Source organism: Streptomyces sp. NPDC048057, assembly GCF_040653095.1.
GTDB lineage: Bacteria > Actinomycetota > Actinomycetes > Streptomycetales > Streptomycetaceae > Streptomyces.
Genome location: NZ_JBEZNF010000014.1, coordinates 111,045 through 125,677, shown reverse-complemented (window position 1 = coordinate 125,677; position 14,633 = coordinate 111,045). Strand labels below are relative to the sequence as shown.

14 protein-coding genes, 1 tRNA gene and 2 pseudogenes are annotated in these 14,633 nt (G+C 70.0%); 15 read left to right on the top strand and 2 right to left on the bottom strand.

What is annotated here, in order from left to right:
• The first annotated feature begins 1 nt into the window (after position 1).
• The 14 genes and pseudogenes from AB0E05_RS18390 (at position 2) to AB0E05_RS18325 (ending at position 12,718) form a co-directional block, all read left to right on the top strand.
• The gene (locus AB0E05_RS18390; protein WP_361964543.1) at positions 2-1,012 is read left to right on the top strand and encodes a major capsid protein; all 1,011 of its coding nucleotides are present in this window, start codon (positions 2-4) and stop codon (positions 1,010-1,012) included.
• Positions 1,013-1,019: 7 nt separating this feature from the next.
• The gene (locus AB0E05_RS18385) at positions 1,020-1,274 is read left to right on the top strand and encodes a hypothetical protein (RefSeq protein WP_361964541.1); all 255 of its coding nucleotides are present in this window, start codon (positions 1,020-1,022) and stop codon (positions 1,272-1,274) included.
• Positions 1,275-1,456: 182 nt separating this feature from the next.
• The gene (locus tag AB0E05_RS18380; RefSeq protein WP_361964539.1) at positions 1,457-1,675 is read left to right on the top strand and encodes a hypothetical protein; all 219 of its coding nucleotides are present in this window, start codon (positions 1,457-1,459) and stop codon (positions 1,673-1,675) included.
• A complete protein-coding gene (locus AB0E05_RS18375; RefSeq protein ID WP_361964537.1) occupies positions 1,669-1,992 on the top strand; it encodes a hypothetical protein in 324 nt (107 codons plus the stop codon). The genes AB0E05_RS18380 and AB0E05_RS18375 overlap by 7 nt, the downstream gene beginning before the upstream one ends.
• On the top strand, positions 1,989-2,348 hold the full coding sequence (locus tag AB0E05_RS18370; RefSeq protein ID WP_361964535.1) for a hypothetical protein: 360 nt from the start codon (positions 1,989-1,991) through the stop codon (positions 2,346-2,348). Before AB0E05_RS18375 ends, AB0E05_RS18370 begins: the two co-directional genes overlap by 4 nt.
• Complete coding sequence (locus AB0E05_RS18365) at positions 2,341-2,760, top strand: minor capsid protein (protein ID WP_361964533.1); 420 nt, start codon at positions 2,341-2,343, stop codon at positions 2,758-2,760. The genes AB0E05_RS18370 and AB0E05_RS18365 overlap by 8 nt, the downstream gene beginning before the upstream one ends.
• An 11-nt stretch (positions 2,761-2,771) precedes the next feature.
• Positions 2,772-3,287 (top strand): hypothetical protein, encoded by a 516-nt coding sequence (locus AB0E05_RS18360; protein ID WP_361964531.1) that lies wholly within the window; start codon positions 2,772-2,774, stop codon positions 3,285-3,287.
• Positions 3,284-3,751, top strand: a complete 468-nt coding sequence (locus AB0E05_RS18355; RefSeq protein ID WP_361964529.1) for a hypothetical protein — start codon at positions 3,284-3,286, stop codon at positions 3,749-3,751. Before AB0E05_RS18360 ends, AB0E05_RS18355 begins: the two co-directional genes overlap by 4 nt.
• An 802-nt stretch (positions 3,752-4,553) precedes the next feature.
• A pseudogene (locus AB0E05_RS18350) lies at positions 4,554-4,736 on the top strand (phage tail tape measure protein); the annotation flags it as partial.
• A gap of 166 nt (positions 4,737-4,902) precedes the next feature.
• Positions 4,903-5,082, top strand: coding sequence for an FxLD family lanthipeptide (locus AB0E05_RS18345; RefSeq protein WP_361964527.1), 180 nt, complete (start codon positions 4,903-4,905; stop codon positions 5,080-5,082).
• A gap of 202 nt (positions 5,083-5,284) precedes the next feature.
• Positions 5,285-8,221 carry a lantibiotic dehydratase gene (locus tag AB0E05_RS18340; protein ID WP_361964525.1) on the top strand — a complete coding sequence of 979 codons (2,937 nt, stop codon included), beginning with the start codon at positions 5,285-5,287 and terminating at the stop codon, positions 8,219-8,221.
• Complete coding sequence (locus AB0E05_RS18335) at positions 8,218-9,432, top strand: lanthionine synthetase C family protein (RefSeq protein ID WP_361964522.1); 1,215 nt, start codon at positions 8,218-8,220, stop codon at positions 9,430-9,432. Before AB0E05_RS18340 ends, AB0E05_RS18335 begins: the two co-directional genes overlap by 4 nt.
• 24 nt (positions 9,433-9,456) lie before the next feature.
• Positions 9,457-11,538, top strand: a complete 2,082-nt coding sequence (gene fxlM, locus AB0E05_RS18330) for a methyltransferase, FxLD system (protein ID WP_361964520.1) — start codon at positions 9,457-9,459, stop codon at positions 11,536-11,538.
• A 79-nt stretch (positions 11,539-11,617) separates the two neighbouring features.
• On the top strand, positions 11,618-12,718 hold the full coding sequence (locus AB0E05_RS18325; protein ID WP_361964518.1) for a hypothetical protein: 1,101 nt from the start codon (positions 11,618-11,620) through the stop codon (positions 12,716-12,718).
• On the opposite strand, the gene AB0E05_RS18320 is transcribed toward AB0E05_RS18325, so the two are convergent.
• Positions 12,719-13,975: a mobilization protein gene (locus AB0E05_RS18320; RefSeq protein WP_361964718.1), complete on the bottom strand. Its 1,257-nt coding sequence runs from the start codon at positions 13,973-13,975 to the stop codon at positions 12,719-12,721.
• Here AB0E05_RS18320 and AB0E05_RS18315 point away from each other — a divergent pair.
• Positions 13,925-14,321: pseudogene (locus AB0E05_RS18315) on the top strand (site-specific integrase); the annotation flags it as partial. The gene AB0E05_RS18320 and the pseudogene AB0E05_RS18315 sit on opposite strands and share 51 nt — an antisense overlap.
• A 125-nt stretch (positions 14,322-14,446) precedes the next feature.
• Here AB0E05_RS18315 and AB0E05_RS18310 read toward each other — a convergent pair.
• Positions 14,447-14,523 (bottom strand) — tRNA-Thr (locus AB0E05_RS18310).
• Positions 14,524-14,633: the final 110 nt, after the last annotated feature.

The following is a 14,633-nucleotide window of genomic DNA, read 5'->3' as shown; positions in this document are numbered from 1 at the left end:
TTTGCCCACCACCCTTGCCGAGGCGAAGAACAACGCGCAGGACGACGTCGACGTCAACGTGATCGACGAGTTCGCCAAGTCCTCGGACATCCTCAACCGGATGACGTTCGACAACGTCGTGTCGCCCACCGGCGGCGACACTCTCACCTACGGGTACCGGCGCCTGATCACGCAGGCCGACGCCTCGTTCCGTCAGCTCAACACCGAGTACACCCCGGCCGAGGTCACGACCCAGCGCTACACCGTCGACCTCGTCCCGCTCGGCGGTAGCTTCCGGGTCGACCGCGTCATCGCCCGTGTCGGTCCGGCCGCGTCCGGCGCCGTCACGCTGAACATGACGCAGAAGATCAAGGCCGCACGCGCGAAGTTCGCCGACGCCGTGATCAACGGTGACACCGCCGTCGACAGCACCGGATTCGACGGCCTGTCCAAGATCCTCACCGGCACCTCGACCGAGTACCTGCCGCTCGCCAACGGCGTTGCGGCCGGTTACGTCGACTGGACGGCGATCAACGACAAGGCGACCGCGCTCGCCGCACAGCGGCACATCGACAGTTGGCTCGCCCTGCTCGACGACACCCCGGATGTCATCTACGGCAACCGCAAGACGCTCGCGCTGTTCAAGACGATCGCCGCGTGGACGGACCAGATCGACAAGACCACGGACGCGTTCGGCCGCCCGGTCGTGGCGTACAACGGCATCCCGCTCGTCGACCTCAAGGCCAAGGCCGGCAGCAACGCCGACGTCATCGGCCTTGTCACCCGCGACACGGACGGCGCCGGCAGCGGCGGCAACATCACCGGCCTCGGTGACCTGTACGCCGTCCGCTACGGCCTCGACGGATTCCACGGGGCGAGCGTCGGCGGTGGCGCCCCGCTGGTGAACACCTACCTCCCCGACTTCAGCACCGCCGGCGCCGTCAAGCTCGGCGAGATCGAACTCGGGCCGGTCGCTCCCGTGTTGAAGGCGACCAAGGCCGCCGCCGTCTTCCGCAACATCAAGAGCGTGTGAGGCACCCATGACGACCACGTACCGCATCACCGCACCCCGCGACGACTACACCGGCCCCGGCCCCGGCGGCATCCCGCTCGTCGACGGCACCGCCACCACCAGCGACCCGGCGATCGTCGGGTACTGCCAGGGGGCCGGCTACACCGTCGAGCCGCTCGACGACGAACCGCCGCCGGGTGACAACCCCGCCGCCGACCAGAACGGCCCGCCGGACACCACTTCGGCGGGCCGTTCCGCTGCCCGCGGTAAGCCGAGGGGGTGATCGTGGCGCGGCTGCCCTACGCGACCCCCGAGTAGCTCGCCGCATGGACCGGCCAGCCGGCCCCCGCCGACGCCGAGCGGCTGCTCGCGCGGGCCGGCGAGGACATCGACTCCGCCCTGCTCACCGCCGTCTACCCGGTCGACGATGATGGCGACCCGCTCGACACCGAGATTCAGGCGGCGTTGCGCGACGCCACCTGTGCACAGGTCGAGTACCAACTCGCCGCCGGCGACGACGGGACCGGCGCAGCCGGACAGTGGGACTCGGTCTCGATCGGCCCCGTCTCCCTGTCCGGCCGCAGCTCGCGCACCTCGGCGACGACCGGCGTCGAACTCGCCCCGCGCGCCGACCGCATCCTGCGCCGCGCCGGACTCACCCCTGGATGCGTGATGCCATGGTGAGCCGCGTTCCCTCGGTCCTGCTGCGCCACCGCATCCGTATCGAGCCCTACCTCGCAGACTCCGCGTACGGCCCGCGGTACGGCCCCGCGGCCGAGGACGTCCCCGCCCTGGTGGACGCCACCCCGCGCCTGGTGCGTGCCCCGGACGGACGCGAGGTCAGCGCCGCAGCGACGTTCATCGCCGCCCCCGACCTCGACTGTCCGCCCGGCTCACGCGTCACCCTGCCCGACGGACGCACCGCGACCGCGCTCACCGTCGCCCGCCACACCGCCCCTGGTCTGCCGGTCCCGGCCTGTACGGAGGTGAGTTGCGAATGAGTCTCCGCCCCCGAGCCCGCGTCCGCTGGAACGGCGAGCAGGTCCTCGGCCGCGCGCGGGCGGGCGCCGTGCGCGGACTGCTGCTCGGCGCTGAGCACCTGCTCGCCGAGTCCCGCAAAGAGGTCCCGATCGCCGAGGGCACCCTCGAACGCTCCGGCGCCGCCACCGTCGACGAGCAGGACCTCGTCGCCGGCGTCACCTACGACACCCCGTACGCCGCACGCGTGCACGAGGACCTCACCGCCCGGCACAGCCCCGGGAGGAAGGCGAAGTTCCTCGAAGACCCGGCCAACCGCGAGGCCGGCACCATCGGCGCGTTGATCGCCGCACAGGTCCGGCGGGCGCTTCGTGGCTGACCTGCTCGACGGCGTCGCCCGCTACCTCGACGACCTCGACCTGCTCGCCTACGACCCGACCGGCACGACCGGCGACACGTTCATCGAGACCCTGCCCCCGGAGCCGGGCGAAGCAGTCGGGCTGTGGCTGTACGGCTCGGGCGACCAAGACGCACGCAACGGCTACGACACCCGCTCGCTACAGGTACGCGTGCGTGGCACGGCAGACCCGTGCGTCTCCCGCCGCCGCACCGAGGCCCTGCACGGCGCGCTGCACGGACTCGCCGGCCTCGAACTGCCCGACGGCACATGGCTGGTGCTCGCGGTCGCGCAGGCCCCCGCGCCGATCGGCACCGACGCCTCGGGCCGGCACGAGCACACGGTGAACGTCCGCCTCGACGTGGCCAACCCCACCACTCACCGACCCGAATAGGAGGGTTCACCATGGCCGCGACCTCCCGGCCTATCGACGCCCGAGGGTGGCTGTTCGAGGTCCGCGACACCACCGCGGCAACCGAGACATGGCTGCCCATCGCCGGTCTGACGAGCTTCACCCACAACCCCGGCGAGAACGAAGAGACCGCCGAGACCGTCGCGTTCGACAGCGACGGCTATTTCGAACAGGACGTCATGCAGCGGGGCGCCACGCTCGCGATCGAGGGGCAGTACCGCATCGACAAGGCCACCGGCAAGCAGGACGTCGGGCAGGCGTACGTCGACACCGTATGGGCGTACCGGCTCGGCATCGACTCGCGCAACGCCGTGCGCTTGCGCCACAAGTCGCAGACGACATGGGTCGTCTGGGATTCCACGGTCACCCCTGGCGAGCAGGGCGGCGAGACCAACGACAAGACCTCGTGGTCGGCGACGATCACGCGGTGCGGGGCGCCCACCTCGGCCGCGGTCGCCGGCGGTAACGCCCTCGCCGCGACGTCGGGCAAGTCGGGGGGTGACGCGTGAGCGAGGCCACCGAGCAGCCACTCGTCGAGACCGCCGACTTTGACGCGTTCTTCGCCGAGCAGGTCCCCGACCAGCCGCGCGCCGCGCTCACCCTGTACGGGCGCGAGCACATGCTGCCCGACTCCCTGCCGCTGCTCTTCACACTCCAAATGGAGCGCGTACAGCACAGCTCGGACCCCGACGACGTCCGCGCCATGCTCGCGACGCTGTTCGGTGAGGGCACCCTCGACGAGTGGGCCAAGCAGGGCATGACCGACCGGCAGCTCGGGGTCGTGCTGATCTGGTCCGCCGCCAACATCCGCAAGCCCGGCAGCGTCAGCATGCGGCGCGCGGCCGAACTCTACGACCAGGGCGAGGCCGGCAAGGCGGGAAAAGCCCCGGCCAACAGGGCGGAGCGCCGGGCGAGCACGAAGAACACGAAGAAGAGGGGGAAGAGGCCGGCGCGTTCTGGCGCGCGGTCCTAACTCACTGGAACGCCCTTGAGGCCGATCTCGCCCGCGAGTACCACCTCACCGCCGAGCAGCTCGCCGCCCTGTCGACCCGCCGGTTCCTCGCCCTCGTCGCCGGTCTGTCGGCCGAGGCCCGGTTCACCCGCGCGTGGTCGCGCACCCCCCGCGAGGTCACCGACCCCGCCGAGATCGCCGCCATCACCGGTCAGCCTGCCGGTTAGAGCACCGCCGGGGGGGTGATCGCCTGTGGCGCTCACCGTCGCCGAGTTGCTCGCCACGATCGACGTCGACGACTCCGCCGCCGAGTCCGGCCTCGCCCGGATGCAGGCGAGCGTCGTCGCCGCCGCGGAGGAGATCACCGCCGAGGCCGCCCGCGCGGGTGAGTCCGCCGGGCAGCGGCTCGGCGACGGCGTCGCCGACGGAGCCGAGGACGGCGCGCAGGACGCCGGCGGCCGGCTGCGCGACACGCTCACCTCGTTCGGGTGGGCCGCAGTCGGCGCCGGCGTCGGCGCCGCAGTGGTCGCCGGTATCGGCGAGGCCATGCAGCAGCAGAAGGACAACAGCCTTCTTGCCGCTCAACTCGGCACCTCCCCCGAGCAGGCAAAGCGGCTCGGCAAGGCCGCGGGCAACCTCTACAGCCAGGGGTACACGGACTCGGTCGCCGACGCGAACGAGGCACTCAAGAGCCTTTGGCAGCAGGGCCTCGTACCGGCCGACGCCACACAGAAGGAACTCGAAAAGGTAGGCGGGCGCCTCTCCCAGGTCGCACAGATCATGGGCGAGGAAGTCGGCCCCGACCTCGGCCGCCGTCGGCCAGATGCTCAAAACGGGAATGGCGGCGAACGCCGAGGAAGCGTTCGACATTCTCGTCAAGGGAACACAGAACGGCGCGAACAAGGCCGAGGACCTGCTCGACGTCTTCGGCGAATACGGCACTCAATTCCGTGACCTGGGGGTCGACGGAAAGCAAGCGATGGGCCTCATTCAGCAGGGGCTCAACGCTGGTGCGCGCAACGCCGATATCGTCGCCGACGCATTCAAAGAACTGAATATCCGGGTGCCCATGGGGCAAGGAGGTCTGGGCCGAGCTTCAGCTCACGGCCGACGGATCGAAGACCCGTCGGTCGCATTCATCACTGAACCCACGAAACAAGGAGGTACTCACCATGACGCGCAACACCGTCATCCCCAGTCTCACCCAGGTCCGCCCCCAGGCGCCGGAAGCGTCGGACGGCTTCGACCTGGACGTCTCCCTCGTCGAGATCGCCGACCCGGCGGGGCTGGTCAACCTGACCGACGACAACTGCGGCACCACCTGCGGCGCCTGCACCACCAACGTCGCCTGACCTGCCTGTGGTCCCTCCTGGTGCCGCCGCCTCCGTGCGGCGGCACCAGCCGCCCGTTCCGCAACCCGTGGAGGAGTCGATGGCCATCCCGACCGCGGCGTACCGCGCCGGGGCAACCGCCCTCGTGCGCGCCGTCTCCCGCCCGTCGTTGTCGGTTCCACCATGCCCTGAGCTTGACGAGCCCGGTAGCGCGACAACCCAGGTGGCCTGGCTTCGCGCGGTCTGGGCAGACGAGGACTTCGCCGAGTCCTTGCGGCACTCCAGCCCGTCCCTGGCCGCGCAGGTGCAGGAAGTGTGCACGAGTCGGCGTCCCGCTCCGCGGGACCTTCGGCGCACGGCTCAATCCGTGGTCCGCTATCTGCTGCGGGTCCAGCACCGGGCGACTCCGTTCGGTCTGTTCGCCGGGGTGGCCACCGCGACGTGGAAATCGCAGCCGCGCGCGGATTGGGCCGAGGGGCATGTCCTCGTCGGCCGGGCCGGAGCGGAATGGTTGGCCGCCGTCGTACAGCGGCTGGAGTCGTGCCCGGAACTCCTCGAACGGCTATCGGTCATCGCCAACAACACCGCATTCGTACGTGGGGACCGGCTCGTCGTGCCGTTTCAGTCCGATGACCGAGGCGACGGGACCCGGGCGGTCGAGGCGACACTCACCCTCACCGCACCTGTGCGTGTGGCACTCGCCGCGGCCAAGGCTCCGATCAGGGCCAGAGCGCTCCTGAGCAAGTTGCGGACGGAGTTCCCCGAGGCCGGACCGGAGAAGACTCACCGACTGTTGGAAGAGCTGATCCGACGGCAAATCCTGATCACCAGCATCCACGCGCCGAGCACCGAGCCCGACGCCCTCAAGTACCTCGTCGAACAGCTTGACGCGGTTCACGCCGAAACCGTGGCTCCGATCTCGAAAACGGTGACCGAGCTGCACGCGATCAGGGCTGGCCTGGAGAAGTGCGCCACACGGGATGAGCGGGACAGAGTCGCCGTGCGGATGCGGGAGCTCGTACCGGGCGGGAAGCGCCACCCCATCGCGTTCGACCTGCGGCTGAACGCCCGGCTCGTACTGCCGGAGGCAGTGGCCCGGGAGGTAGAACAGGCCGCGCTCGTCCTGACCCGGTTGAGTGCACGGCCGTACGGAACAGTCGCGTGGGGCGAGTACCACCAGCGTTTCTACGAGCGGTACGGCATCGGCACAATGGTGCCGCTCAAGGAGGTCGTGGCGGACAGCGGCGTCAGTTACCCCGACGGCTACCCGGGCACGCCGGGCGGTGCGCGTCGGCCTCGGATCTCCGCGCGGGACGACGTCCTCGTACGCCTGGCGCAGACGGCCGCGCTGGAAGGGCACGAGGAAGTCGTCCTCACCGAGGAACTGATCGCCGCTCTTGATGTGGGGCCGGACGAGCCACGGATGCCTCCGCATCTGGAGATGGGCGTACGGGTGCACTCGGCTGGCCTGGAGGAGCTGCGGCGCGGGCGCTTCCGGCTGGAGATCGTGAGCGTGGCACGCGGCGCGGGCGTCTCCACGGGCCGTTTCCTCAGCGTGCTGGAGCCCGCAGACCGCGAGGCGCTGAGCGCGGAACTGGCCGATCTGCCCACCGCGGACAGCGACACCGTGCCCGCGCAGCTCACCTTCCCGCCGCTCCTCCCCGAAAGCGCTCACGTCACCCGGGCACCCCAGGTCCTGCCCACCGTCATCAGCCTCCAGGAGCACCGCGCCCCAGGCGTCGGTGTAATCACCCCCGAAGACCTGGCGGTCGCGTGCGACGGACGCCGCATGTACCTGGCAGCCCCCGCGCGAGGCCACCGGGTCGAAGCCGTCGGGATGAACGCCCTCAACCTGTATACGCACACCCCGCCGCTGGCGCGGTTTCTCACCGAGCTGTCCCGCGCCCAGTACGCACAGGTCACCGTCTTTGACTGGGGTGCCGCTGCGGCGATGCCGTTCCTGCCGCGACTCCGCTACGGACGTACGGTGCTGGCCCCGGCACGCTGGCGGTTGGAGGCGTCGGAGCTGTCCGGCTTCGCCCGGTGGGATACAGCTCTGACCGATTGGCGGGTCCGGCGGCGGTTACCGCGGCAGGTGTACCTCGTGGAAGGCGACCGACACCTCTTCCTCGACCTCGACGAGGCCGGCCACCGTGTGCTGCTCCGCCGGCACCTCGACCGTGTGCACACGGCCGTACTCATCGAAGCCCCGGAGGAGTACGGCTGGTGCGACGGGCGCGCTCACGAGATCGTGGTGCTCCTCAAGGCGGTACGGCCGACAGCCTGGCCGACCCTGCCCGCTCCCACCGCGGCTCGCGCCCTCTCACCAGCGCAGATGCAGACTCCTGCCTTCTCATCCGTACTCCTGGCTGCCCTGTACGGAGACGCCCGCCGCCAGGACACCCTGCTCGCCCAGTACCTGCCCGGACTACTGAAGTGGCTCGGCAACCCACCCTGGTGGTTCATCCGCTTCCGTGACCCGGCCCAGCACCTCCGCGTACGTATCGCCCTCCCCCATCCGGAAGCCTTTGCCGAGACCGCCCGTGCGGTGAGCGAGTGGGGCGACGAGATGCGCCGCGCCGGACTGCTGGCGGACCTCCGATACCCCACCTCGTACCGAGAGATGGGCCGCTGGGGTTCCGGGGCGGCGTGGGAGGCCGCCGAGGAGGTGTTCCGCGCCGACTCGCGCGCCGTGGTGGCGCAGCTCGCGCAGCGGCAGCGCCCCGGCCAACGCGCCCTGGTGGCGGCGCACACCGTCTCCATCGCCTCCGCTTTCCTTGGCGGCACCGAAGCCGGGATGCGGTGGCTGATCGACCACATCCCGCCGACGGCACCCGCACCAGTGCCCCGCGCAGTGTTCACCGAGGCCGTACGAATCGCCGATCCCCGCGACGACTGGTCCGCATTGCTTGGAGTGCCGGGCGGGGAGGCCATCGTGTCGGGATGGGCAGACCGGGACGCGGCACTCGCCGCCTACCGCCCGCACCTGCCCGGTCCGGACACCCAAGGAATCGCCATCGACGATGTCCTGACGTCACTCCTGCACGTCCACTTCGTACGGCACATCGCGGTGAACTTCCCCGAGGAGGAGGTGTGCCTCTATCTGGCACGCGCCGCCGCTCTTGCCTGGACCGCGCGTGCCGAGAGGAGGCCGGCATGACCACCCACCCAGCTCTCGGCCTGGTCGACGCCGTCGCGTCCCGGCTCGCCGATCCCGAGGTACAGCGGTTCTCCCCCTCGTACCGGCAGCACCTGGCCTACGGACCTCCTGGCATCGCTCTCCTGCACATCGAACGAGCCGCACGCGGCCTCGGGCCGTGGCAGCGCGCTCATGACTGGCTCGCCGCCGCCTCCCGCCAGCCGCTCACCAGCGGTCCCGACAGCCACCCCTTCTACGGGACGCCTGCCCTTGCCCACGCGCTGGCCTGCGCGGCTGACCACCTTCCCTGCTCGTACCAACGCGCGCTGAACACGATGGACGACCAGATCGCGATCGACGTCGGACGCCGGTTGGATGCTGCCCACCGCCGTATCGACGCCGGGCGTCTGCCGCAGCTCGCCGAGTTCGACGCGATCCGGGGGCTGACGGGATACGGCGCCTACCTGCTGCGCCGTGCTCCCGACGGCGCCACGACGCGTGCTGTGCTCGACTACGTCGTACGCCTCACCGAACCGCTGGTCCAGGACGAGACCCTGCCCGGCTGGTGGACCGGCACCGGGCCCTCGGGCAACCCGGACGACCACTTCCCCGGCGGACACGCCAACAACGGCATGGCCCACGGCATCGGCGGAGTGCTCGCCCTCTTGGCCCTGGCTGCCCGGCACGGCACCGTCGTCCACGGGCACCACGCGGCGATGGGCACCATCCTGACCTGGCTGGACCGTTGGAAAGCCGGTCAGGCTTGGCCGTACTGGATCACCCGGGACGAGCTGCGGACCGGCTGCGGCGCCCCATCTCCAGTCCAGCGACCCTCTTGGTGCTACGGCACCGCCGGCCTTGCCCGCGCCCAGCAGCTCGCCACGATCATCCTCGGCGACATCGACCGCCAGACCGAGGCGGAGAACGCCCTCGTCGCTGCCCTCACCGACGTCGACCAGCTCAAGGCCACGACGGACAAGGGTTTGTGTCATGGGTTCGCGGGCCTTGTCCACGTTGCCACTCGGGCAGCCGACGACGCTAACACTTCGACCGCAAGCCGCATCCGCGCCTCGATCCCCGCCCTCCTGGAGGCGATTCATTCGGCGGACACCGCATTCAGCGGAGATCCTGGCCTGCTCGACGGCGCCGCCGGCACAGCCCTGGCACTCATCCCACCCAGCACTGCCGTCCCACCCCGTTCCGCCTGGGACGCCTGCCTGCTCGTCGCCTGATCCACCGACCGAAGGACCCCCTCCATGCCCTCCGACCGCTGGCAGCAACACAACATCACCTTCGCCGACCGATCAGGCGCCCAACGCGTCATCGCCGAATGTCTCGCCCCTGCCCTGACCACCGCCGAGGCGGCCGGGCAGCTCACCGGCTGGTGGTTCATGAACAAACAGCCCTGGCCCCTGCGGTATCGCGCCGACGAACCGTCCCCGGTCATCCAGTCACTGCTGGACGACCTTGTCGGCGAGCGCTCAGCCGCGTCCTGGCGGCCCGGCATATACGAACCCGAGGTCGACGCGTTCGGCGGACCGACGGCCATGGAGACCGCCCACCAACTGTTCGCCGACGACTGCCGCCATCTGCTGGCCTACCAGCCCGGCCCGGGGCACCTGGGGCGCCGGGAGACCGTCGTCCTGCTGGTCAGCGCCATGATTCGCGGTGCCGGACTCGACTGGTTCGAGCAGGGTGACGTCTGGGCGCAGGTGGCCGCACTCCGGCCGACTACCGATCCGCTGCCGCCCGGACGAGCCGCCACGCTGGCTCCTGCTATGCGGAAGCTGATGACCGCCGAGGCCCATGACCTCTGTCACCCGGGCGGCACGCTCCACGGGCACGACGCATGGGTCACCGCCTTCGAGCAGGCGGGAGTGGCCCTCGCCGGCCTCGCGGGTCACGGCGTTCTCACCCGTGGCCTGCGGGCCGTCATCGCCCACCACACGATCTTCCACGCCAACCGCGCCGGTCTCCTCCGGGACGACCAGAGCGCTCTGTTCAACATCGCACGAGAGGTAGTCATGGGAACCAGTGACAACACCGCATCGCCCAGCGGGTCAACGGCAGACGCCGCTAGCGTCGGCTCGGTGGACACCGAAACGATCACCACCGACTCGGCGGACGCCGAGCGCCTTCGCAACGCCCTGGTCGACCGGATCCGGGAGAACGGTCACGCCCGAACCCCCGCCGTCGAGAACGCTCTGCGGGCCGTTCCCCGCCATGTGTTCGTTCCCGAAGCATCTCTCGAAGACGCCTATGCCAACGCCCCGGTGCACATCAAGTACGACACCGAAGGCACCTCCATCTCCTGCGCCTCCCAGCCGGGCGTCGTCGCCCTCATGCTGGACCAGCTCGACGTCCGGCCCGGCGAGCGCATTCTCGAACTCGGCGCTGGCAGCGGCTACAACGCCGCTCTCCTCACGCACCTGGTGGGCGAGACCGGTCACGTCACGACCCTGGACGTCGACGACGACCTCGTGGAAGGCGCCCGCGCCCATCTCGCCGCCGCCGGGATCACCAACGTCAAGGCCGTGACCAGGGACGGAGCCCTCGGGTACGCGGAGGGAGCACCGTACGACCGGATCATCGCCACCGTCGGCGCACACGGCGTGCCGCGCGCCTGGCTGGAACAACTTGCCCCCGGCGGACGGCTGCTCGTGCCCCAGCGCCTCAAGGGCAGCGTCGCCCGCTCGATCGCGTACGAACAGCGCGACGGCCGGTGGGTATCCCTCGGCAGCGAGATGAACACCTTCATGCCGCTCCGGCGCGGTATCGCCGACGACGACCGCCGTGTCATCCCGCTCAGCGCCGACGGCACCGTCCGGCTCCAGGCCCCCGCCGGCCAGGACATCGACGCCGACGCCCTCGCCCGTGTTCTGGAACAGCCGCGCACCGAGGAATGGACGGGCATGACCGTTCGCGCCATGGAGTCGCCGGAGTGGATGGAGCTGTTCCTCACCTGCTCCCTGCCCTCCGGCCTGATCCGGATGCTGTTTCCCCGGAGTGCCAAGGGCGGGCTGCTCACCGAGGACCCGTACCCCTCGTCCACCGCGGCCGTGGAGAAGGGGGCCGTCACCTATCTGGCCCGGCGACTGCTGGAGAAGCGGACCCCGGAAGGCGGCAAGCTCTGGGAGTTCGGCGTCATCGGCCATGGCCCCGGCAGCGACGAACTGGCCGCGAGGGTCGCGGACGCGATCCGTACCTGGGACCGGAACTATCGCGGCCGTGAGGCCACCTTCGAGATCCAGCCTCTCGACGCCGCACCCGTCGAAGAACGCCCCGGTCTCTTCACCCTCGACACCCCGCTGAACCGGATCGTCGTCGACTGGCAGTGACGCCCATCGAATGGTGCCCGTCGGCATACGGCGGGCGGGCACCGCCGCCCTCAGTTGTGACTCACACCCCGGGGGACCCATGGACCCGCACGGTCCCATAGCCCAGCGATTCCCGCTCGTCGCCCGATTCCGACCCGCCTGTCTGCCTCTGCCCCAGCGCGTCCACGCACTCGTCGACCTGACCGACACCGCGGTGCGGAAGGCTGAGCAGGGACTGGCGTCAGCCGTCTACAACCAGGCCGCCCTCATCGCCTCCGACCTGGACCTTCCCGATCTCGCCCGCGAGATGTGCCACCAGCACGCCGCCGCCTATCTCGATTCCTGCCCACTGCCCGGAACAAGCGCGATCCGAGGACTCGAACCCGTCGTCAACCTCGCCCGCCTCCAGATCCGCGCCGGCCACCCCGACGAAGGCCGCCAGCGGCTGCTCGACCTCCACGACGCCGTCGAGACCGGTGCAACCGCTCGGTTCGACGGCGTCGAGGTGCCGGCGGATCTCGCCGCGACCGACCAGGACCGCCAAGAGGTCCGTGCGTGGCTCTGGCGCGTCCTCCTCGCCGATGGCACGCGCACCCTCACCACCGCCGGACGCTGGGCCGAGGCACTGAAGCACATCGAATCCCACCGAGGCGTGGGCAGCCGAATGCTCGACGGCCGCCAGGTCGCCGTACTCGCCGCACTCGTTTCTAGCGACCCGGGATCAGCAGCGGCTCTCCTCCGCGACACGGCCCCCGGCGACCCGTGGGAAGAGACCGTCACGGCTTGCCTGACCGCCCTGTGCCGCCGCGAGGCCCAACAACCGTTCGGCGGCCATCTGTCGGAACTGACCATGGCCTACCTTCACCGGCAGGCCGAGCCCGGAATGACCGTCTTCGACATCCGGCTCGGCCTCACCGTCCTCGACAGCATCGGCTCCTCCGAGCCGCCTGCCGCGCACCGCGTCGTGGAAGACCTCCACCGCAGGACGACGGAGGCCGAGGACGGCTACGCCGCCCGCGCGGTCCTGGCCCATCCGCTCTTTCTCACTCTCGCCACAGAGCGAGGGGTCCAGGAATGCCACGAGCTGGTCAAAGCCTGCGCCCTGGGAGCGGGGACCATCCCGGAAGGCCTGCGCAGTGCGCTGGCCGCAGCCCTACGCGCCAGCGACAAGGTGATCCGGGACAGCCTCGCGCATCGGTGATCAGCGTCGACGGCCCTGTGCTGTCGACTGAGGTGGTGTGAACACAGTTGCGCGCGTCGCGGCGGCGGTGGCCGGTCGGCCCTTACTGCGGGCCGGCCCTCGACTGCCGAGCTTCTGACTTGCGCTGATGCGCTGGATACGCCACGTCAGCACTCGGGCGGGGTGGCGGGCGTCTTCCAGGGCACGCCTATCCACCACCTGTCGCAGCAAGTGATCCGGATCATGACCAGCGGTCTCGGCTTCGGAGAGAGCGGCGGCCAAGGCGTCGAAGGCGGGGTCCGCGATCACCTGCTCCGCGAGACCGGAGACAGTACGGCGTACACAGCGGGTGTATCGATCCACAGCAGGTTGCGGTGGCCGCCCCTGGGCCAGAGCAGCCAGCGGCGCGGCAGCAGCCTGGTCGTAGGCGATCTGGAGGTGAAACAGAGCCTGGCGGGCGGCTGTGACCTGCTGGTCATGGTGGCGGAGCTGGTGCCATCGGGTCACGACGATGACGGCGAGAACGACTGCATCAAGGACCATCGCCAGAGCGGCTCCGTCCTTGGGTGCGGGCTGTCGGAGTATCGCCCGTACGGCGCCGCGCAGGGTGCGAGCCTGGTGGTGTTCGACCTGGATACGGGAACGGGTAGCGCGTTCGAACGCGGCGGCTGCGTCATGGAGGTGAGGCCGCAGCGCTTCGGGCGCAAGGAGAGGGAGGACGTCGAGGGCTTCACCGAGGGCACTGATCTGGGCCTGGGAGGCTTCGTCGTCGGCTTGGTCGAGATGGTGGGGGATGCGTTCGATCTCGGCGGCGGCCTGATGCCACGGGTTGGGCGTGGGCCGGCTCAGTCGCTCGTCGGCGTCCGAATCGATGGTGTCCAGGCGTTCCCGGACCTTGGGGAAGGACAGGTCCGGGGCGAGTTCGGAGCCGGAGAACCAGACGGGATCGCCTTGGGCGTTGGTGTCGCCCCGGAGGGCAACCTTGTAGCCGCGTACGTCCCCGGATGGGAAGTAGACGACCTGGGTGAGCACGCTGTCGATTTGGCTGAGCAGGTGAACGAACTCCTCGCTGCTTGAAGCGACGGCCACAGCGGTGCGGACGGTGGTGCGCAGTTGTTCCCGCGCGGTCCTTCCCCGGCCGCGGCGGCGGGCCTTCTCCTGTTCGGCGCGGGTGGGGTGTTTGGCGGCAGTGTGGTCTCCGCAGATGACACGGTGGAGGCCGTATTCCTTCTCGAACGCCTCGTCACCGCATCCGGGCTCCCGCCCATCCGCCTCCACGACCTCCGCCACCCTCATGCTCGCCGCCGACATCGACATCAAGATCGTGTCGGACACCCTTGGGCACAGCGACACCCGCATCACGCGGGACATCTACCAGAGCGTCCTCCCCCACGTCGGCAAGAGCGCCGCCGAGGCCACCGCGAAGCTCGTCCCCCTCCAGCGCAAGGCCGAGGCCGAGAAGGCCGCGCGCAAGGCCGCGAAGAAGGAGAAGGCCAGGAAGGCTGCGGCCAAGGCGGCCGACGTCGGCAAGGGCAGCAAGGGCGGCGGCAAGCCGAAGAGGGACAAGGCCAAAGCTCAGGCCAAGGCAGCCAAGAAGGCCACACGCCGCAAGCCCACAAAGTAGGTCCCGAGCGGCTCCGCTCACGCACCACTCACGCAAGCAACATCACGGCAACCCGGCCGTGTGACCCACTATGCCCCGAGCAACAGAAAACCCCAGGTCACGGGCTATGTGACCTGAGGTTTCAGTGGAGCCGCCTTCGGGATTCGAACCCGAGACCTACGCATTACGAGTGCGTTGCTCTGGCCAACTGAGCTAAGGCGGCACGCTACGGATCGAAGATCCCTAGGGGGATACGTTCGCATCAGCAGCGGCGCTCAGTCTACAGGGTTCTTCCGGGTGCCCCCGACCACCTCCGCGGGGCGACCCTGCACC